21 protein-coding genes are annotated in these 19,919 nt (G+C 60.4%); all 21 read left to right on the plus strand.

Going from position 1 to position 19,919, the window contains the following annotated elements:
- Positions 1 to 14: 14 nt before the first annotated feature.
- A complete protein-coding gene (gene fliD / locus LOY69_RS08240) occupies positions 15 to 1,460 on the plus strand; it encodes a flagellar filament capping protein FliD (RefSeq protein WP_102878856.1) in 1,446 nt (481 codons plus the stop codon).
- Positions 1,461 to 1,589: 129 nt separating this feature from the next.
- Positions 1,590 to 1,985 (plus strand): flagellar export chaperone FliS, encoded by a 396-nt coding sequence (gene fliS, locus LOY69_RS08245; RefSeq protein WP_102878857.1) that lies wholly within the window; start codon positions 1,590 to 1,592, stop codon positions 1,983 to 1,985.
- 11 nt (positions 1,986 to 1,996) lie between these two features.
- On the plus strand, positions 1,997 to 2,293 hold the full coding sequence (locus LOY69_RS08250; RefSeq protein WP_102864028.1) for a flagellar protein FliT: 297 nt from the start codon (positions 1,997 to 1,999) through the stop codon (positions 2,291 to 2,293).
- Between the two features lie 170 nt (positions 2,294 to 2,463).
- Entirely contained in the window at positions 2,464 to 3,939 is a 1,476-nt protein-coding gene (locus LOY69_RS08255) for a sigma-54 dependent transcriptional regulator (RefSeq protein ID WP_011059970.1), read from the plus strand.
- A 128-nt stretch (positions 3,940 to 4,067) separates the two neighbouring features.
- Positions 4,068 to 5,261: a sensor histidine kinase gene (locus tag LOY69_RS08260; RefSeq protein WP_170001274.1), complete on the plus strand. Its 1,194-nt coding sequence runs from the start codon at positions 4,068 to 4,070 to the stop codon at positions 5,259 to 5,261.
- A gap of 5 nt (positions 5,262 to 5,266) precedes the next feature.
- Positions 5,267 to 6,673, plus strand: a complete 1,407-nt coding sequence (locus tag LOY69_RS08265) for a sigma-54-dependent transcriptional regulator (RefSeq protein ID WP_102878859.1) — start codon at positions 5,267 to 5,269, stop codon at positions 6,671 to 6,673.
- 129 nt (positions 6,674 to 6,802) lie between these two features.
- Positions 6,803 to 7,129, plus strand: a complete 327-nt coding sequence (fliE, locus tag LOY69_RS08270) for a flagellar hook-basal body complex protein FliE (RefSeq protein WP_102864025.1) — start codon at positions 6,803 to 6,805, stop codon at positions 7,127 to 7,129.
- 15 nt (positions 7,130 to 7,144) lie between these two features.
- Positions 7,145 to 8,932 (plus strand): flagellar basal-body MS-ring/collar protein FliF, encoded by a 1,788-nt coding sequence (gene fliF, locus LOY69_RS08275; protein WP_102864024.1) that lies wholly within the window; start codon positions 7,145 to 7,147, stop codon positions 8,930 to 8,932.
- Complete coding sequence (fliG, locus tag LOY69_RS08280) at positions 8,925 to 9,944, plus strand: flagellar motor switch protein FliG (protein WP_011059975.1); 1,020 nt, start codon at positions 8,925 to 8,927, stop codon at positions 9,942 to 9,944. The genes fliF and fliG overlap by 8 nt, the downstream gene beginning before the upstream one ends.
- 9 nt (positions 9,945 to 9,953) lie before the next feature.
- The gene (fliH, locus tag LOY69_RS08285; protein WP_102864023.1) at positions 9,954 to 10,790 is read left to right on the plus strand and encodes a flagellar assembly protein FliH; all 837 of its coding nucleotides are present in this window, start codon (positions 9,954 to 9,956) and stop codon (positions 10,788 to 10,790) included.
- On the plus strand, positions 10,780 to 12,138 hold the full coding sequence (gene fliI / locus LOY69_RS08290; protein ID WP_102878860.1) for a flagellar protein export ATPase FliI: 1,359 nt from the start codon (positions 10,780 to 10,782) through the stop codon (positions 12,136 to 12,138). Before fliH ends, fliI begins: the two co-directional genes overlap by 11 nt.
- 6 nt (positions 12,139 to 12,144) lie before the next feature.
- Entirely contained in the window at positions 12,145 to 12,594 is a 450-nt protein-coding gene (gene fliJ, locus LOY69_RS08295) for a flagellar export protein FliJ (RefSeq protein WP_102864021.1), read from the plus strand.
- An 87-nt stretch (positions 12,595 to 12,681) separates the two neighbouring features.
- Entirely contained in the window at positions 12,682 to 12,987 is a 306-nt protein-coding gene (locus LOY69_RS08300; RefSeq protein ID WP_011059979.1) for an STAS domain-containing protein, read from the plus strand.
- A 5-nt stretch (positions 12,988 to 12,992) separates the two neighbouring features.
- On the plus strand, positions 12,993 to 14,699 hold the full coding sequence (locus tag LOY69_RS08305) for a fused response regulator/phosphatase (RefSeq protein ID WP_110595159.1): 1,707 nt from the start codon (positions 12,993 to 12,995) through the stop codon (positions 14,697 to 14,699).
- 30 nt (positions 14,700 to 14,729) lie between these two features.
- A complete protein-coding gene (locus tag LOY69_RS08310; RefSeq protein ID WP_102864019.1) occupies positions 14,730 to 15,074 on the plus strand; it encodes an Hpt domain-containing protein in 345 nt (114 codons plus the stop codon).
- 98 nt (positions 15,075 to 15,172) lie between these two features.
- Entirely contained in the window at positions 15,173 to 16,576 is a 1,404-nt protein-coding gene (locus LOY69_RS08315) for a flagellar hook-length control protein FliK (RefSeq protein ID WP_110652163.1), read from the plus strand.
- Positions 16,577 to 16,731: 155 nt separating this feature from the next.
- Positions 16,732 to 17,232, plus strand: a complete 501-nt coding sequence (gene fliL, locus LOY69_RS08320; protein ID WP_102864017.1) for a flagellar basal body-associated protein FliL — start codon at positions 16,732 to 16,734, stop codon at positions 17,230 to 17,232.
- A 9-nt stretch (positions 17,233 to 17,241) separates the two neighbouring features.
- Positions 17,242 to 18,210 carry a flagellar motor switch protein FliM gene (gene fliM / locus LOY69_RS08325; RefSeq protein ID WP_011059984.1) on the plus strand — a complete coding sequence of 323 codons (969 nt, stop codon included), beginning with the start codon at positions 17,242 to 17,244 and terminating at the stop codon, positions 18,208 to 18,210.
- Between the two features lie 55 nt (positions 18,211 to 18,265).
- Complete coding sequence (gene fliN, locus LOY69_RS08330; RefSeq protein WP_102864016.1) at positions 18,266 to 18,727, plus strand: flagellar motor switch protein FliN; 462 nt, start codon at positions 18,266 to 18,268, stop codon at positions 18,725 to 18,727.
- A complete protein-coding gene (fliO, locus tag LOY69_RS08335; protein ID WP_265074375.1) occupies positions 18,728 to 19,168 on the plus strand; it encodes a flagellar biosynthetic protein FliO in 441 nt (146 codons plus the stop codon).
- Positions 19,168 to 19,917, plus strand: coding sequence for a flagellar type III secretion system pore protein FliP (gene fliP, locus LOY69_RS08340; protein WP_102864014.1), 750 nt, complete (start codon positions 19,168 to 19,170; stop codon positions 19,915 to 19,917). The genes fliO and fliP overlap by 1 nt, the downstream gene beginning before the upstream one ends.
- Positions 19,918 to 19,919 lie beyond the last annotated feature (2 nt).

Consider the following 19,919-nt stretch of genomic DNA (forward strand, 5'->3'; position numbering starts at 1 on the left):
GAAGGGAGAAACACATGGCAAGTCCAATTCTACCGGGTACCGGTCTGGGTTCCGGCCTCGACACCGGTGCTATCGTCAAGGCGTTGGTTGCGGCTGATAAAGCGGCCAAGCAGGGTCAGATTGACCGTGCAACTGCCAGCAACAGTGCGAGCATTTCCGGTATCGGCACCTTGCAATCGCTGTTGTCGACTTTTCAGAGCACCCTCTCGGTCACAGGGCTTGGAAGTTCGGTCAATCCCTCCTTTGCCGGCTTTGCGGCGACCTCCAGCGACAACAAAACTGTGGATGCCACAGCCGACAACTATGCGGTAGCTGGCAAGTACACTGTTGAGGTGTCCAATCTTGCAACTTCGTCAAAAGTGGCCAGTAAGGCTTTTGCCGGAGGAAATACCAGTGCCATTCCGAGTGGTACGTTGAACATCACTCAAAATGGCATTAACTATCCGCTGACGATCGGCGCGAATGCGACATTGCAGTCGGTGCGTGACTCGATCAACGCCGACTCCAAGATGGCCATGTCCGGAATCAGTGCCAACATTGTGACTGACTCGTTCGGCTCGCGTCTGGTGATTGGCTCTGACAAGACCGGTGCGGGCTCTGATATTTCTGTCAGTGGTATCGCCGGGTTGGAAATTGACGGCACCCAATCTATGGGGGCAGGCGCCGCTGCATCGGGCAACATTGGTGGGCTGGCCAAGGATGCGGTTTTCAAAATCGATGGCATGCAACTGACCAGCAAGACCAATACCGTCACTCAGGCTGTTTCCGGTCTCAAGCTCAACTTGTTGGCCCCGACCCAGACCGATAAGCCGATCACTATCACTGTTGCGACCAATACAGAGGGTCTGAAAACTTCGATTCAGAAGTTTGTCGATGCCTATAACGCCGTGGCCAATGGTATTTCGACCTTGACCAAGCCCTCGCTGGACGACGACGGCAAGCTGACGGTCCCTGCTCAGTTGACCGGTGACGCTCTGCCTCGTTCGATTCTGGCGGCGATTCGTGCGCCGTTGTCGGAAGTGGGGGCGGGTGACAAGTTGACGGTACTGGCGCAGTTGGGGATTACCACCAACCAGAAGACTGGCGCCCTGGACTTCGACGATAAGAAGTTCACTGCCGCCATGACCGATAAAAAGCTCGGTGGCGAGGTGCAGAAGCTGTTTTCCGGCGATGGCACCAATCCGGGCCTGCTTGATCGCATGACTTCCGCTATCAAGCCGTTCACTCAGGGCGTAGGCAGTATGACCGAGGGGATTCTCACCACTCGGACCAAGACCCTGGATATCACCAAGAAAAAGCTCAGCGATCAGCAGGATGCTCTTGACCGTCGAGTGGCGACGCTGACCGCAGTACTGACCAAGAAGTACAACGACATGGATACTTTGGTGGGCAAGTTGAAGGCCACCGCCAGTAACATCACGTCGATGTTCGAAGCGTTGAACGCACAGAAAAAAGGCTAATATCCAGCCTGCGCCAAAAGCCCGGCAGCGTTTTTTCAGCGCTCCGGGCTTTTGCATTTGATCTAAAGTTTTTTGACGTTGCGTCGATACATTGCTTATACGAACCCTTGATTTTTGAAGAGGTATCACATGAATCCGATGTTAGCCCTTCGGCAGTACCAGAAGGTGGGTGCACAGGCACAGACCTCAGAAGCCAGTCCGCATCGTCTGGTACAGATGCTGATGGAAGGCGGCCTGGATCGTATTGCGCAGGCCAAGGGCGCGATGGAGCGCAAGGATGTCGCCAACAAGGGCGTGTTCATCGGCAAGGCCATTGGCATCATCGGTGGCTTGCGTGAGGGGCTGGACCTGGAAAACTCCATGGATACCCTGGGGGATCTGGACAGTCTTTATACCTACATGATGAAGCGTCTGGCTGAAGCCAATATCAAGACCGATCCGAAGATTCTCGATGAGGTCGCTGATCTGCTGCGTACGGTCAAGGAAGGCTGGGATGCCATCGCTGCACCGGGTCCGCAGTTCTAAGGAGGAACACCATGAGTGCTGTCCTGCAACGCATCGAAGAAACCCGCGAAGCCCTGGTTGGTGCCTTGGCTGAGCGCAACTGGCAAGCCATTGGCGAGTTGGATCTTGCCTGCCGCTCGTGCATGGAAGATGTGCTTGGTGAGGCTCAGGTTGACGAGGTCGCCTTGCGGGACAATCTGGAGGAGTTGCTGGGTGTTTACCGGCAGCTGCTTGAGGTGGCAACCGGTGAGCGTCAGGCAATAGTCGACGAGATGTCGCAGATCACCCAAGCACAGAACGCAGCAAAGGTTTACCATTTGTTCGGTTAATGTTGAGTTAATCCGAACGTTGCGCGCCATAAATTTGACTGTGCACGCATTTTTGACTTAACTAGTGGCTGTTTTCAGATTTCAGGCGTCTATAAGGCAGAAAATGCCTAAAGCGCGTCTAGCTTGCCCCTCATTCTGGGCATTGAGTTGACTAGGGAAGTTGCTATTGCATGTGGCGTGAAACCAAAATTCTGCTGATCGATGACGATAGCGTGCGCCGCCGCGACTTGGCGGTGATTTTAAATTTTCTCGGTGAAGAAAATTTACCCTGCGGTAGCCATGACTGGCAGCAGGCTGTCGGCTCTTTGTCGTCAAGTCGTGAAGTAATTTGCGTCCTCATCGGGACTGTAAATGCTCCTGGTGCGCTTTTGGGCCTGTTAAAGACACTCTCAACCTGGGATGAGTTCCTTCCGGTTTTGTTAATGGGCGAAAATTCTTCCATCGACTTGCCAGAAGACCAGCGTCGTCGAGTGCTTTCCACTCTGGAAATGCCTCCTAGCTACAGCAAGTTGCTTGACTCCCTGCACCGTGCCCAGGTCTATCGTGAAATGTACGATCAGGCCCGCGAGCGCGGTCGTCACCGCGAACCCAACCTGTTTCGCAGCCTGGTAGGCACCAGTCGTGCGATCCAGCACGTGCGGCAGATGATGCAGCAAGTGGCTGATACCGATGCCAGCGTGCTGATCCTTGGTGAGTCCGGGACCGGCAAGGAAGTGGTAGCTCGTAACCTGCACTACCACTCCAAGCGTCGTGACGCGCCATTCGTTCCGGTCAATTGCGGAGCCATTCCTGCAGAGTTGCTGGAAAGCGAGCTGTTCGGCCATGAGAAGGGCGCATTTACCGGGGCCATTACCAGTCGTGCCGGGCGCTTTGAGCTGGCCAACGGTGGCACCCTGTTCCTTGACGAAATCGGTGATATGCCGCTGCCAATGCAGGTCAAGCTGTTGCGGGTGCTGCAGGAGCGTACCTTCGAGCGCGTAGGTAGCAACAAGACCCAGGGTGTCGATGTGCGAATCATCGCAGCCACCCATAAAAACCTTGAAAGCATGATTGAAGTGGGCAGTTTCCGTGAGGATCTGTACTACCGCCTCAACGTGTTCCCCATCGAGATGGCGCCGTTGCGTGAGCGAGTGGAAGACATTCCGCTGCTGATGAACGAGTTGATCTCGCGCATGGAGCATGAGAAGCGCGGTTCGATCCGCTTCAACTCCGCGGCCATCATGTCCCTGTGCCGGCATGGCTGGCCGGGTAACGTCCGCGAACTGGCGAACCTGGTGGAGCGCATGGCGATCATGCATCCGTACGGTGTGATCGGTGTGGTCGAGCTGCCCAAGAAATTCCGCTATGTCGATGATGAAGACGAGCAGTTGGTGGACAGCCTGCGCAGCGACCTTGAAGAGCGCGTGGCGATCAATGGCCATGCGCCGGACTTTGCTGCCACCGCCATGCTGCCGCCGGAAGGCCTGGATCTGAAGGATTACCTCGGTAGCCTGGAGCAGGGTCTGATCCAGCAAGCGCTGGACGATGCCAATGGCATTGTGGCTCGGGCCGCAGAACGCCTGCGCATTCGTCGCACCACCCTGGTGGAGAAGATGCGCAAGTACGGCATGAGTCGTCGTGAAGGTGATGAACAGGCGGATGATTGACGCCTGTTTTTCAAGTTGTTGAAAAAAGGGCGGTTTTTTTTAGGCACGGGTATTGCTAAGTCTCTTGCAACGTTCCGTTTAACTGACGGTCAGCCACGCGAGAAAGCACGATGCCCCAAGCCGCCCAGATGTCTCCTGCCCCTGATACTTCGGGGCAATCGTCGTCCGTAGAGCAGGCAAGCCGGCTGGGTCTTGAGCAGGCCTTCGCCTTGTTCAACCAGATGTCGAGCCAACTTACTGACTCCTACAGCATGCTTGAGGCTCGGGTGACTGAGCTCAAGGGCGAGTTGGCTGTGGTCAGTGCCCAGCGGATGCAGGAGCTGGCGGAAAAAGAGCGTCTGGCCAACCGTCTGCAAAACCTTCTCGACCTGTTGCCCGGTGGCGTCATCGTCATCGATGGCCAGGGTATCGTCAGCGAGGCCAACCCGGCGGCGTGTGATTTGCTGGGGCTGCCGCTGGAAGGGCAGTTGTGGCGCAACATCATCGCCCGCAGCTTTGCGCCCCGCGAGGATGACGGTCATGAAATATCCCTGCGCGATGGCCGGCGCCTATCGATCGCTACCCGGTCACTGGATGCCGAACCCGGGCAACTGGTGCTGCTTAACGATTTGACTGAAACCCGTCATCTGCAGGATCAACTGGCCCGTCACGAGCGCCTGTCCTCCCTGGGCAAGATGGTCGCTTCTCTGGCGCATCAGATTCGCACGCCGCTCTCGGCGGCCCTGTTGTATGCCAGTCACCTCACCGAGCATGAACTGCCAGTGGCCACTCATCAGCGTTTCGCTGGGCGCCTCAAGGAGCGACTGCACGAGCTGGAGCACCAGGTGCGCGACATGCTGGTGTTCGCTCGTGGTGAGCTGCCCCTCACTGATCGCCTGACTCCCAAGTCGCTGCTGCAATCACTGCAGGCCGCGGCCCTGACCCATGTCCAGGATGTTGCCGTGCGCTGGCAGTGCGACAGTCATCAGGGAGAGTTGCTGTGCAATCGCGACACCCTGGTGGGTGCCTTGCTCAACCTGATCGAAAATGCCGTGCAAGCCAGTGCCGGCGCGGCGCGGCTCAAGGTACACCTGTACAGTCGTGGTGACACCTTGCGGCTGTGCATCAGTGACAGTGGTAGTGGTATCGATGCGGCGGTGCTGGAGCGTCTGGGAGAGCCGTTTTTCACCACCAAGGCCAATGGGACCGGGCTTGGCCTGACGGTGGTCAAGGCGGTGGCTCGTGCGCATCAGGGAGAATTGTCGCTGCGTTCCCGTCCTGGGCGCGGTACTTGTGCGCTGGTGACATTGCCTCTGTTCTCCAGTGCTCATGGAGTGGAGTGAAGGTAATGGCAATCAAGGTTCTACTGGTTGAAGACGATCGCGCGTTGCGCGAGGCCCTGGCGGACACTCTGCTGCTGGCCGGTCATGACTACAAGGCGGTCGGCAGTGCGGAAGAGGCGCTGGAAGCGGTCGCCGTGGAGTCCTTCAGCCTGGTGGTCAGCGATGTCAACATGCCTGGCATGGATGGTCATCAGTTGTTGGGTCTGTTGCGTGCCCGCCAACCGCAGTTGCCGGTATTGCTGATGACTGCCCATGGCGCCGTCGAGCGAGCCGTGGAGGCCATGCGTCAAGGCGCTGCCGATTATCTGGTCAAGCCCTTTGAGCCTCGTGCCCTGCTGGAATTGGTGGCGCGCCATGCCCTGGGTTGCCTGGGGGCGGGCGAGGATGAGGGGCCTGTAGCCTTTGAGCCTGCCAGTGCGCAATTGCTGGAACTGGCCGCGCGCGTGGCCCGTAGTGATTCCACTGTGCTGATTTCCGGCGAGTCCGGCACGGGCAAGGAAGTGTTGGCGCGTTACATCCATCAGCATTCCCATCGAAGTAACCAGCCCTTTATCGCCATCAACTGTGCGGCGATTCCCGACAACATGCTCGAAGCCACCTTGTTCGGGCATGAGAAGGGTTCTTTCACGGGGGCTATCGCCGCGCAGCCTGGCAAGTTCGAGCAGGCCGACGGCGGCACTATTCTCCTGGACGAAATTTCCGAAATGCCCCTGGGGCTGCAGGCGAAGTTGCTACGGGTGTTGCAGGAACGTGAAGTGGAGCGGGTGGGGGCGCGTAAGCCTATCGCTCTGGATATTCGGGTCGTGGCCACCACGAACCGCGACTTGGCAGGAGAGGTGGCGGCCGGGCGCTTCCGCGAGGATCTGTATTACCGTCTTTCGGTGTTTCCTCTGGCCTGGAGACCATTGCGCGAGCGTACCGCCGATATCTTGCCGCTGGCCGAGCGTCTGCTGGCCAAACACGTCAATAAAATGAAACATGCCGCCGCCAGGCTCTCGGCTGAGGCGCAAGCGTGTCTGCTGGCCTATCCATGGCCGGGCAACGTCCGGGAGTTGGATAACGCTTTGCAGCGGGCATTGATCCTGCAGCAGGGCGGCCTGATCCAGCCGGAAGATTTCTGCCTGGCCGGGCCGGTGGCCTGTGCACCCCTGCCGGCTCTGGCTCCTGCCGGTCAGTCGGCGTTGCGCGGCGTGGTCGGCGAGGATGAGGGCGTGCCTCAGGAGTCGGGTGGCCTGGGGGATGATCTGCGGCGCCGGGAATTTCAGATGATCATCGATACCCTGCGTTCCGAGCGTGGGCGGCGCAAGGAGGCGGCGGAGCGTCTGGGGATCAGTCCGCGCACCCTGCGTTACAAATTGGCGCAGATGCGTGACGCCGGAATGGACGTCGAGGCCTATCTGTTTGCGACCTGATTACTGATATGCAAAGTCCTGGATGGGCTTTTGTCGAGTTGGGCCATGGAGCTGGCACCCTTGTTGCTAACACCTCACTAACCGCACGGTGAGCGTCAAAAAATTGCGGGTCGTCAGAGAGAGTAGACCATGAGCCAAGGTGTTGAATTTAATCGGTTGATGCTGGATATGCGGGCCATGCAAATGGACGCGATGTCGCAGCCTAAATCCGCCGCAGTGGCAGAGGTCAGCGGCAGCAGTTTCGCTGACATGCTTGGCCAGGCCGTGAACAAGGTCAACGACACCCAGAAGGCGTCCAATCAGTTGGCCAGTGCCTTCGAGATCGGCAAAAGCGGTGTGGACCTGACGGATGTGATGATTTCCTCGCAAAAGGCCAGCGTGTCTTTTCAAGCCTTGACCCAGGTTCGTAACAAGCTGGTTCAAGCGTATCAAGACATCATGCAGATGCCGGTTTAAGGACGAGATTGAGTCATGGCAGAAGCAGTCGCCGATAACGTACCGGCCAAGGCCACCCCGATAGACGGTAAACCGCCGCTGTTCGGTTTGTCCTTCCTGGAAAACCTGTCCCAGATGACCATGCTGCGTCAGGTTGGCCTGTTGGTAGGCCTGGCCGCCAGCGTGGCGATCGGCTTTGCCGTGGTGCTGTGGTCCCAGCAGCCCGATTACCGGCCGCTGTACGGCAGCCTGGCCGGGATGGACGCCAAGCAAGTCATGGACACCCTGGCCTCTGCCGACATTCCTTACACCGTCGAGCCCAATTCCGGTGCCTTGCTGGTCAAGGCCGATGACCTGTCTCGTGCCCGCCTTAAACTGGCTGCCGCCGGTGTGGCGCCGGGTGACGGCAACGTCGGCTTCGAGATCCTTGATAAAGAGCAAGGCCTGGGCACCAGCCAGTTCATGGAAGCGACCCGTTATCGTCGCGGCCTGGAAGGCGAGCTGGCCCGTACCATCTCCAGCCTGAACAATGTCAAGGGCGCCAGGGTGCACCTGGCGATTCCCAAAAGCTCGGTGTTCGTGCGCGACGAGCGCAAGCCCAGTGCTTCGGTACTGGTAGAGCTGTACTCCGGCCGCTCCCTGGAGCCAGGCCAGGTCATGGCCATCGTTAACCTGGTGGCTACCAGCGTCCCCGAATTGAGCAAGTCCCAAGTCACAGTGGTCGACCAGAAGGGCAACCTGCTCTCCGATCAAGCGGAAAACTCCGCGCTGACCATGGCTGGCAAGCAGTTCGACTACAGTCGTCGCCTGGAGGGCATGCTGACCCAGCGGGTGCACAACATCCTGCAGCCAGTGCTGGGCAACGATCGTTACAAGGCTGAGGTCTCGGCGGATGTCGACTTCAGCGCCGTTGAATCCACTTCGGAACAGTTCAACCCGGACCAGCCGGCCTTGCGCAGCGAGCAGTCGGTCAACGAGCAGCGCTCCAGCAGCAATGGTCCGCAAGGCGTTCCGGGTGCTCTGAGCAACCAGCCGCCTTCGCCGGCTTCGGCGCCGCAAACCACCGGTGGCGCTACCGCCGCCGCGGGCATGGTGCAGCCAGGTCAGCCGCTGTTGGACGCCAACGGTCAGCAGATCATGGATCCGGCTACCGGCCAGCCGATGCTGGCACCGTACCCGTCGGACAAGCGTCAACAATCCACCAAGAACTTCGAACTCGATCGTTCCATCAGCCACACCAAGCAACAGCAGGGGCGTCTCAATCGCCTGTCGGTAGCGGTGGTGGTGGATGATCAGGTCAAGGTCAACCCGGCCAACGGCGAAACCAGTCGCGCTCCCTGGAGCGCCGATGAATTGGCGCGCTTCACTCGCCTGGTGCAGGACGCAGTGGGCTTCGATGCCAGCCGTGGCGACAGTGTCAGCGTAATCAACGTGCCGTTCTCCGCCGAGCGTGGGGAAGTGATCGCCGACATTCCGTTCTACTCGCAGCCGTGGTTCTGGGACATCGTCAAGCAAGTGCTGGGCGTGTTGTTCATCCTGGTGCTGGTGTTCGGCGTGCTGCGCCCGGTGCTCAACAACATCACTGGCGGCGGCAAGAACAAGGAACTGGCAGGGCTGGGCAGCGACGTCGAGCTGGGCGGCATGGGCGGCCTGGACGGCGAGCTGGCCAACGACCGCGTCAGCCTGGGCGGTCCGCAAAGCATTCTGCTGCCGAGCCCGAGCGAGGGTTATGACGCTCAGTTGAACGCAATCAAGAGTCTGGTGGCTGAAGACCCGGGTCGTGTGGCTCAGGTCGTGAAAGAGTGGATTAACGCAGATGAGTGATAACCGAGCCGCTACCGCCAAACTGACCCGGGTCGACAAAGCCGCGATTCTGCTGCTGTCCCTGGGTTCCACCGATGCCGCGCAAGTGCTGCGCCACATGGGGCCCAAAGAGGTTCAGCGTGTGGGTGTGGCCATGGCGCAAATGGGCAACGTGCACCGTGAGCAGGTCGAGCAGGTGATGAGCGAGTTCGTCGACATTGTCGGCGATCAAACCAGTCTCGGCGTCGGTTCCGATGACTACGTGCGCAAAATGCTTACCCAGGCCCTGGGCGAAGACAAGGCCAATGGCCTGATCGACCGTATCCTCCTGGGTGGCAACACCAGTGGCCTCGACAGCCTGAAGTGGATGGAGCCACGGGCCGTGGCCGACGTGATCCGTTACGAGCACCCGCAGATCCAGGCCATCGTGGTGGCTTACCTCGATCCGGATCAGGCCGGTGAGGTGCTGGGCAACTTCGACCACAAGGCGCGCCTGGACATCATTCTGCGGGTTTCCTCGCTCAATACTGTGCAGCCAGCGGCCCTGAAAGAGCTGAACCAGATTCTCGAGAAGCAATTCTCCGGCAACTCCAACGCGTCCCGTACCACCTTGGGCGGTATCAAGCGCGCAGCCGACATCATGAACTTCCTCGACAGCTCGATTGAAGGCCAGCTCATGGACTCGATCCGCGAAGTCGACGAAGACCTGTCTGGTCAGATCGAAGACCTGATGTTCGTGTTCAACAACCTGGCCGATGTCGATGACCGCGGTATCCAGGCCCTGTTGCGCGAAGTGTCTTCCGATGTCCTGGTTCTGGCCCTCAAGGGGTCGGACGAAGGGGTCAAGGAAAAGATCTTCAAGAACATGTCCAAGCGTGCGGCGGAGCTGCTGCGCGACGACCTGGAAGCCAAGGGCCCGGTTCGCGTCAGCGACGTGGAAACTGCGCAGAAGGAAATCCTCACTATTGCCCGCCGTATGGCCGAAGCCGGAGAGATTGTTCTCGGTGGGAAGGGCGGCGAAGAAATGATCTAAGGTCGCTTTATGTCGTCCAGCAGTGATGAGTCCCAAAGCGAACTGATTCGTGCCCGGGACGTCGAGGGTTTTGACGTCTGGGCACTGCCCAGTTTCGATCCCGAGCCGCCCGAGCCTGAGCCGGAGCCTGAAGAGGTGCCGGAAGAAATCGAGGAAGTGCCGCTGGAAGAAGTCCAGCCACTGACCCTGGAAGAGCTCGAGAGCATTCGCCAGGAAGCCTATAACGAAGGTTTCGCCACCGGCGAGAAGGAAGGCTTCCACAGCACCACGCTCAAGGTTCGCCAGGAGGCTGAAGTCGCCCTGGTCGCCAAGTTGCAGGCGCTCGAACAGTTGATGGTCAATTTGTTCGAGCCCATCGCCGAGCAAGATACGCAGATCGAACAAACCCTGGTGGATCTGGTCAAGCACGTCACCCGGCAGGTGATCCAGCGTGAGCTGGTGATGGATTCCAGTCAGATCGAACACGTCATGCGCGAGGCCCTCAAGCTATTGCCGCTGGGGGTTGGCAATGTACGTCTTTATGTCAATCCGCAGGACTTCGAGCAGGTCAAGAGCCTGCGCGAGCGGCACGAGGAAAGCTGGCGCATCGTCGAGGACGAGGCGCTGCTGCCCGGTGGTTGCCGGGTCGAGACCGAGCACAGCCGCATCGATGCCAGTATCGAAACCCGGATCACCCAGGCCTTGGATCAACTGTCCGATCAGTTGCATGAGCAGTCGCTGCACCCGGCGGCTGCTGACCTGAGCCTGGACCTCGGCCCAAGGACTCCGTCGGCGCCGGATGTCGACGCCGCAGAGTCCAGCGTTCCAGAGCAGGCCGAGCCTGCGGAACACCCCGATGCGCCTTGAACGCACCAGTTTCGGCAAGCGCCTGGAAGGTTACGCCGAGGCCGTCAAGCTGCCAGGTCAGCCGATTCTTGAAGGCCGCCTGCTGCGCATGGTCGGCCTTACTCTTGAAGCCGAGGGCCTGCGCGCCGCCATGGGCACCCGCTGCCTGGTGATCAACGATGACAGCTATCACCCGGTTCAGGTCGAGGCGGAAGTCATGGGTTTTTCCGGGAGCAAGGTGTTCCTGATGCCAGTCGGTAGCGTGGCCGGGATCGCTCCTGGTGCTCGGGTTGTCCCTCTGGCTGATACCGGGCGCTTGCCCATGGGTATGGGCATGCTCGGGCGTGTGCTGGATGGCGCCGGACGCGCTCTGGATGGCAAGGGCGGCATGCGTGCCGAGGACTGGGTGCCGATGGACGGTCCTACCATCAACCCCCTCAAGCGCGACCCCATCAGCCAGCCGCTGGATGTGGGCATTCGCAGTATCAACGGTTTATTGACGGTAGGTCGCGGCCAGCGCCTCGGTCTGTTCGCTGGTACCGGCGTGGGCAAGAGTGTGCTGCTGGGCATGATGACTCGCTTCACCGAGGCCGACATCATCGTGGTCGGGCTGATCGGCGAGCGGGGCCGTGAGGTCAAGGAGTTCATCGAGCACATTCTCGGTGAAGAAGGTCTCAAGCGTTCAGTGGTGGTGGCTTCGCCAGCGGACGATGCGCCGTTGATGCGTTTGCGGGCGGCGATGTACTGCACGCGGATCGCCGAGTATTTTCGCGACAAGGGCAAGAACGTCCTGTTGCTGATGGATTCCCTGACCCGTTTCGCCCAGGCCCAGCGGGAAATCGCTCTGGCCATTGGCGAGCCGCCGGCCACCAAGGGTTACCCGCCTTCGGTGTTCGCCAAGCTGCCCAAGCTGGTGGAGCGGGCCGGTAATGCCGAGGCCGGTGGTGGTTCGATTACCGCGTTCTATACCGTGCTGTCCGAGGGTGACGATCAGCAGGACCCGATCGCCGACTCGGCTCGGGGCGTGCTCGACGGGCATATCGTGCTGTCCCGGCGCCTGGCCGAAGAAGGGCATTATCCCGCCATCGATATCGAGGCCTCCATCAGCCGGGTCATGCCGGCGGTGATCAGCCCCGACAACATGGCCCGGGCGCAATACTTCAAACAGTTGTGGTCGCGTTATCAACAGGCTCGGGACTTGATCAGCGTTGGCGCTTACGTCGCCGGTGGCGATCGCGATACCGACACCGCAATCTCCCTGCAGCCGGCGATGGTTGCCTACCTGCGCCAGGGCCTTAACGACAACGTCAGCCTGGGTCATAGCCAGACCCACCTGGAAATGCTTTTCGCTCCAGCGACGGGGGGCTAACCGGCCATGGCCGACAGCCGTGCGGCGCGTCTGGCGCCGGTGGTGGACATGGCGGAAAACGCCGAGCGTACCGCTGCCCAGCGTCTGGAGTACTTTCACGGCCAGGTGCGTGTGGCCCAGAGCAAGCTCGGGGACCTGGAGCGTTTTCGTGGCGACTACCAGGAACAGTGGGTCGAGCGCGGCAAGCTCGGCGTCAGTGGTCACTGGTTGATGAACTACCAGTATTTTCTCAGTCAGCTGGATACCGCCGTGGCCCAGCAGCGGCAAAGCCTTGCCTGGCATCAGAACAACCTCGATCGCGCGCGCGAGGCCTGGCAGCAGGCTTATGCCCGGGTGGAAGGGCTGCGCAAGCTGGTGCAGCGTTACATTGATGAGGCTCGAGCGCTTGAGGACAAGCGCGAACAGAAGCTGCTGGATGAACTTTCCCAGCGTCTGCCCCGTCAGAACCCTTATTGAGAGCGCTCATTTTTCGTCTGCAGGTTGTTCGCCGGGTCAGTGGGTGCTAAACCTTTTAAACGTCGTCAATGACAAGGAAGCAGTCACATGTCGGTCGTTACAGAAATATCCCCGGACGGACAAAAACTCACGATTTCCATCAGGGGGCGCTTCGATTTTGGACGCCACCAGGAGTTTCGTGAATCCTATGAGCGCCTGAACCGGACGCCAGAGTCCATCGTGGTGGACCTCAAGGAAGCCACCTACCTCGACAGCTCGGCCCTGGGCATGCTGTTGCTGTTGCGTGATCACGCCGGTGGCGACAATGCCGATGTCCGGGTGATCAACAGCAACTCGGATGTGCGCAAGATCCTTGCCATCTCCAATTTCGACAAGCTTTTCGACATCAGTTGAGCGGTATGCGCTCGATGACCGAGCCCCTGTGTGTGCTGATCGCCGAAGATGGCGCGGCGGACCGCTTGCTGCTGTCTGGCATTATCCGGCGCCAGGGGCATCAGGTGCTGGCGGCCAGTAATGGGGCCGAGGCCCTGGCGTTGTTCGAGCAGCGGCGTCCGCACATAGTGCTGATGGACGCGATGATGCCGGTGATGGACGGCTTTGAGGCCGCGCGACGGATCAAGACCCTGGCGGGCGAGACCCTGGTGCCGATCATCTTCCTCACCTCCCTGAGCGAAGGGGAGGCGCTGGCTCGCTGTCTGGAGGCAGGTGGCGACGACTTTCTGGCCAAGCCCTATAACCCGGTGATTCTGGGGGCCAAGATCAACGCCATGGACCGTTTGCGGCGCCTGCAGGAAACCGTGCTGGCGCAGCGGGACCAGATCACTCGTCACCACGATTACTTGCTCAACGAGCAGCGGGTGGCCAAGGCGGTGTTCGACAAGGTCGCCCATTCCGGTTGCCTGGATGCGCCGAACATCCGCTACCTGCAGTCGCCTTACGCGCTGTTCAATGGCGATTTGCTGCTGGCGGCCTACACCCCGGCGGGTGACATGCATGTGCTGTTGGGGGACTTCACCGGTCATGGCTTGCCAGCGGCGGTTGGGGCCATGCCCCTGGCCGAGGTGTTTTATGGCATGACCGCCAAGGGTTACGGACTGCCGGAAACCCTGCGGGAGATGAATGCCAAGCTCAAGCGCATCCTGCCGGTGGATATGTTCTGTTGTGCGACCCTGCTGTGCCTGAGTAACCAGCGACGGTCAGTGGAGGTGTGGAATGGCGGCATGCCCGAGGGGTATCTGTATCGTCATGCCGGCAGTGCGCGTACGCCCCTGGTGGCGCGACATCTGCCCCTCGGGGTGCTGAGTGCCGAGGCTTTCGAAGATCGCACTGAAGTGTTCCCCATGGCGCCGGGGGATCGGGTATTCCTGCTGTCCGACGGGGTGATCGACACCTGCAACACCGCCGATGAGTTGTTTGGTGTGGAGCGGTTGCACCGGGTGTTTGCCGCCAACCGCGAGCAGGAGCGACTGTTCGAGGAGATTCAGCAGGCCCTGGAGGACTTTGGTGGCAGTGCCCGGGACGATGTGAGCATGGTCGAAGTCGGCTTGCCAGAATTTCCCAGGCTGGCGCCGCCGGCCCCGGTGTACTCCGACAGCGGCCAGTCCTGTCCGCTGGATTGGTCGGTGAGCTTCGAGTTCCGCGCCGCTACCCTCAAGCGCTTCAATCCTTTGCCGTATCTGTTGCAGTTGTTGCTGGAGGTGCACGGCCTGCGCTCCCAGAGCGGGGCTCTGTACAGCGTGCTGGCCGAACTCTATTCCAATGCCTTGGAGCACGGTGTGCTCAAGCTCGACTCCCGGCTTAAACGGGATGCCGAGGGCTTCAGCCGCTATTACCGCGAGCGATCCGTGAGGCTGGCGGAGCTAGAGGATGGCTTTGTGCGGGTGCATTTGCAGGTGCAGCCCCTGGAGACGGGAGGGCGCCTGATAGTGCGGATCGAAGACAGTGGCGAGGGGTTCGATGTCGCGGCGATCCTGGCTCGGCCCAACGATACCGAGCGCTTGTCGGGGCGCGGCGTGAGCCTGATCCGACAGATGAGCCGCCAGGCGGTGTGGGCGGACGATGGGCGCAGTGTCTGCGTGGAGTTTTCCTGGGAGGCTCTGGCATAATCCTGGGGTTCTTGATCAAGGAGTGAACAAGTGGCTGAGATACATCTGGACCACACGGTGCTCAACGCATTGCAGGAAGTCATGGAGGATGAATACCCCGTCCTGCTGGACACTTTCGTCTGCGACTCCGAGGAACGAGTGCGGCTGTTGCGCAAGTCCGAGGATGCTCTGCAGCTAGTGGCGACCGCCCACAGTCTCAAGGGCAGTAGCAGCAATATGGGGGCGATCCGCCTGGCTGAGCTCTGTCATGAGCTTGAGGTGCGGGCCGGACAGTCTGCCGTTGATGGCATTCGCCAGCTGGTGGGGGAGATCGATGGCGAGTTCGCCATTGTCCGGCGCTTGTGCGAGCAGGAATTGCAGCGCTTCCACTGCTGAGAAACGACCTTTTGTCAGCAGGTTGATAAAGCTGGCTCGACCTTTGCAGTCAAGTCTCTGAACTGTACCTTTGATCCCCGTGCAGCGGAGACTGTCCCATGGCTGTTACCCCTAATTCGCTTCTTCAGGCCACAGCTCAGGCCAACGCTAAGTCCAAGACTCAAGCGGCCCCTGCCAGCCCTCTGGCAAGCGTTGCCGAGCCTGGGGACAAGGCGTCCAGCTTCGCGCAGCTCTATGCCAAGGAGTCTCAGAGCAAGCCGCAGAACAAGTCGCCGGCCCTCGCCGACAACTCGCCCAAGCCCGTACGGGACAAGAGCGTCGACAACAGTCCGAAGAAGGATGTTGCCAGCGATCAGTCTGCCGCGCCGCAGCCGGCGGTTGCCGATAGCGGCAAAACCTTGCCTGCCGATAAGCCGGTGAGCAGCGACAGCAAGCCCGCCACTGCCGCCAGTGATGACAGCAAGCCGGCCGATACCACGCAGGCCGACGCCTCGGTGGATCCGGCGCCGGTGGACCCGAGTCTGTTGCCGGCGATCCAGCCGCAACCCCAGGTTGCTGAAGTGCCGCCGCCGGTAGTGGCTGCGCAACCTCAGGTGGAAGTGCCCGTGGCGCCGCCCGCTGGGGTGGTGGCAGCGGTAGTGGCGACGGTGGCGCCTGTGGCGGAGCCGCCCAAGGAGGCCTTCGATCCTGAGGCTGATCCGCTGGATGCCTTGCCAGCGCTGCGTCTGGCCATGGAGCAAGGCGGGCATGTCTCGGCTTCCAGTCAGTCTCAGCCCAAGGCTGCACCTGCGAATGCCGATGCCGACGGTCAGTTGACGTCGGTGCAGAACTTCGCCAATGGCATGGCCGGCATGCTTGAGCAGCACACTAGCAAGAACAGCACCGAGCAGGGCGGCGAAAAGGCCTTCACTGGCCTGATTGCCGACGGCCTGAAAGACCTCAAGGGGGCTTCCAGCGATACCCGGGTGGATGATTTCGCCAATCGTCTGGCGGCCCTGACTCAGGCCGCGACGCCGAAGACCGCCAATGCGGTGCCGGTCAACCAGCCGCTGGCCATGCACCAGAGCGGTTGGACCGATGAAGTGGTCAATCGGGTGATGTACCTGTCCAGCGCCAACCTCAGGTCGGCGGACATTCAGTTGCAACCTGCGGAGCTGGGACGCCTGGATATTCGCGTACACATGATTCCTGATCAGCAGACCCAGGTGACCTTCATGAGTGCCCATGCCGGTGTCCGTGAGGCCCTGGAAGGGCAGATGCACCGTATGCGAGACATGTTCAGCCAGCAGGGGTTGGGGCAGGTGGACGTCAACGTTTCCGACCAGTCTCGCGGCTGGCAGGGTCAGGAACAGGCGCAGCAGGAGCAGAACCGCAGGAGTGGTTCCAGCACCAGTGGCACGCGCCTGGACGGTGGCGACGAAGAGTTGCCCCATGGCGTGGCTGAAGTGGCTGCCCCGGTGCAGACCGTGATTGGCACCAGCGCTGTGGACTATTACGCCTGATTGAGTGACAGAGGGGGCGTGGCCGAGAGAGCTCGCCATGCCCCTTGCTTCTCCTTCCCCGCTGCTTATCCCCCCATTTCGGACAAATCTGGCATAACACTTGCTCTTGCCTTGCCGTGCGACTGTGAACCCCCGAATAGTGACGGATTATTGGCATGGCGAAGAGCGAAGCAGCAGAAAAACCCACCGCAGGGAAAAGCAAACTCAAGCTTATCCTCTTGATTGTTCTGGCGTTGTTGCTGGCCATCGGCTTGTCGGTCGGCGCCACCTGGTACTTCATGCACAGTGCTCAGAGCAAGCCTGCGCCGGTTGCGGAAACCGCCAGCAACGTCAAGCCGGCAGCGATCTACGAGCCCATGGCCCCGGCCTTCGTCGTCAACTTCACGCAGAACGGTCGTCAGCGCTATATGCAGGTGAGCATTACCCTGCTGGCGCGCAACCAGGCCGACCTGGATGCGCTGAAAGTGCACATGCCGGTGATCCGCAACAACCTGGTGATGCTGTTCTCAGGACAGAGTTTCGACACCCTGGCGACTCCGGTTGGCCAGGAAATGCTCCGCCAGAAGGCCACTGCCAGCGTCCAGGAAGTGGCGCAGAAAGAGGTGGGCAAAGTGGTGGTCGAGCAGTTGCTCTTTACTAACTTCGTACTGCAGTAGGAACACGACATGGCCGTGCAGGACCTGCTGTCCCAGGATGAGATCGATGCGCTGCTCCATGGCGTCGACGACGGTCTGGTACAGACCGAACACGCTGCCGAGCCCGGCAGTGTCAAAAGCTACGACCTGACCAGCCAGGATCGCATCGTCCGCGGACGCATGCCGACCCTGGAAATGATCAACGAGCGTTTCGCCCGCTATACCCGGATCAGCATGTTCAACATGCTGCGTCGTTCCGCCGATGTGGCGGTAGGTGGCGTGCAGGTTATGAAGTTTGGTGAGTACGTGCACTCGCTGTATGTGCCCACCAGCCTCAACCTGGTGAAGATCAAGCCGCTGCGTGGCACGGCGCTGTTCATTCTCGACGCCAAGCTGGTGTTCAAACTGGTGGACAACTTCTTCGGCGGCGACGGCCGCCACGCGAAGATCGAAGGGCGTGAATTCACGCCTACCGAGCTGCGGGTGGTGCGCATGGTGCTGGAGCAGGCCTTCGTCGATCTGAAGGAAGCCTGGCAGGCGATCATGCCGGTCAACTTCGAGTACATAAACTCGGAAGTGAACCCGGCCATGGCCAACATCGTCGGCCCCAGCGAAGCCATCGTGGTGTCGACCTTCCACATCGAACTCGATGGCGGTGGCGGCGACCTGCACGTGACCATGCCGTACTCGATGATCGAGCCAATCCGCGAAATGCTCGACGCCGGCTTCCAGTCTGACCTGGATGACCAGGACGAGCGCTGGAGCAAGGCACTGCGCGAGGACGTGCTGGATGTGGCAGTGCCGCTGAGCGCCACCGTGGCCCGTCGTCAGTTGCGCTTGCGGGACATCCTGCACATGCAGCCGGGCGATGTGATCCCGGTGGAACTGCCGGAAGACATGATCATGCGTGCCAACGGCGTACCGTCGTTCAAGGTCAAGCTGGGTTCCCACAAGGGCAACCTGGCGCTGCAAGTGATCGAGCCGATCGAGCGCCGTTGAGCGGCGCTCCAACCTGTTTGCTGTTCAATGAATTTTTGCCCGTCGAGGACCCAAGATGGCTGACGAAATTAACTCCCAGGACGACCAGGCACTGGCCGATGAATGGGCTGCTGCACTGGAAGAAACCGGTGATGCCGGCCAGGCCGATATCGACGCCTTGCTGGCCGCCGATGCAGGCGCCGCATCCGGCTCCGGGCGTTTGCAGATGGAAGAGTTCGGCAGCATGCCCAAGAGCCATGAGCCGGTCACGCTCGACGGTCCCAACCTGGACGTGATTCTCGATATCCCGGTATCGATCTCCATGGAAGTGGGCAGCACCGACATCAACATCCGCAACCTGCTGCAGCTCAACCAGGGGTCGGTGATCGAGCTTGATCGCCTGGCCGGCGAGCCGCTGGATGTGCTGGTCAACGGCACCCTGATCGCCCATGGCGAGGTGGTGGTGGTCAACGAAAAGTTCGGTATTCGCCTGACTGACGTGATCAGCCCCAGCGAACGCATCAAGAAGCTGCGCTAAGTGAACAAGCTGCTTGGCGTGGTCGTGCTCGGTTTGCCCCTGGGCGCCCTGGCTGCAGAGTCGGCGGTGACAGCTGCGGCTGCAGCCCCGGCAGTGGGCAGTGTCAGCGGGCAGTTGACCCAGCTGGTGCTGGGCCTGCTGCTGGTGATCGGGCTGATTTTCTTCCTCGCCTGGCTGCTGCGCCGGGTGCAGCAGGCCGGTCCCGCCGGGAAGGGGCAGGTGATCGAGTTGATCGGCTCCCGGGCCCTGGGGCCGCGCGATCGCCTGGTGCTGGTGCAAGTGGGCAGCGAGCAGATTCTGCTGGGCCTGACCCCGGGCACCATCACCCCGCTGCATGTACTCAAAGAACCGGTGCAGGTGCCCAGTGCCGAGCAGGCGACGCCCGAGTTTGCCCAGCGCCTGATGGAGCTGTTGGGCAAGGATCATAAGGATAAGAAGTAATGCCGTTGCGCATCATCTTGACGTTGGCACTGATGTTGGTGGCGCCGCTGGCGCTGGCGGCCGACCCGTTGTCGATCCCGGCGATTACCCTGGGCACCAATGCCGACGGTCAGCAGGAATACTCGGTCAGCCTGCAGATCCTGTTGATCATGACCGCGCTGAGTTTCATCCCGGCGTTCGTCATGCTGATGACCAGCTTCACCCGGATCATCATCGTTTTCTCGATCCTGCGTCAGGCCCTGGGTCTGCAGCAGACGCCGTCCAACCAGATCCTCACCGGCATGGCGCTGTTCCTCACCATGTTCATCATGGCTCCGGTGTTCGACCGGGTGAACCAGGATGCCTTGCAGCCTTACCTGGCGGAAAAACTCACGTCCCAGGAGGCGGTGGCCAAGGCTCAGGTGCCGATCAAGGACTTTATGCTGGCGCAGACTCGCAGCAGTGACCTGGAGTTGTTCATGCGCCTGTCCAAGCGCACCGACATTGCCAGCCCCGACCAGGCACCGCTGACCATCCTGGTGCCGGCCTTCGTCACCTCGGAGCTCAAGACGGCCTTCCAGATCGGCTTCATGATCTTTATCCCGTTCCTGATCATCGACCTGGTGGTTGCCAGTGTGCTGATGGCCATGGGCATGATGATGCTGTCACCGCTGATCATTTCCTTGCCGTTCAAGATCATGCTGTTTGTTCTGGTGGATGGCTGGGCCCTGATCATCGGCACCTTGGCGGGCAGTTTCGGTGGTGTTTAAAA

This window comes from Pseudomonas sp. B21-059, assembly GCF_026016285.1.
Lineage (GTDB): Bacteria > Pseudomonadota > Gammaproteobacteria > Pseudomonadales > Pseudomonadaceae > Aquipseudomonas > Aquipseudomonas danubii.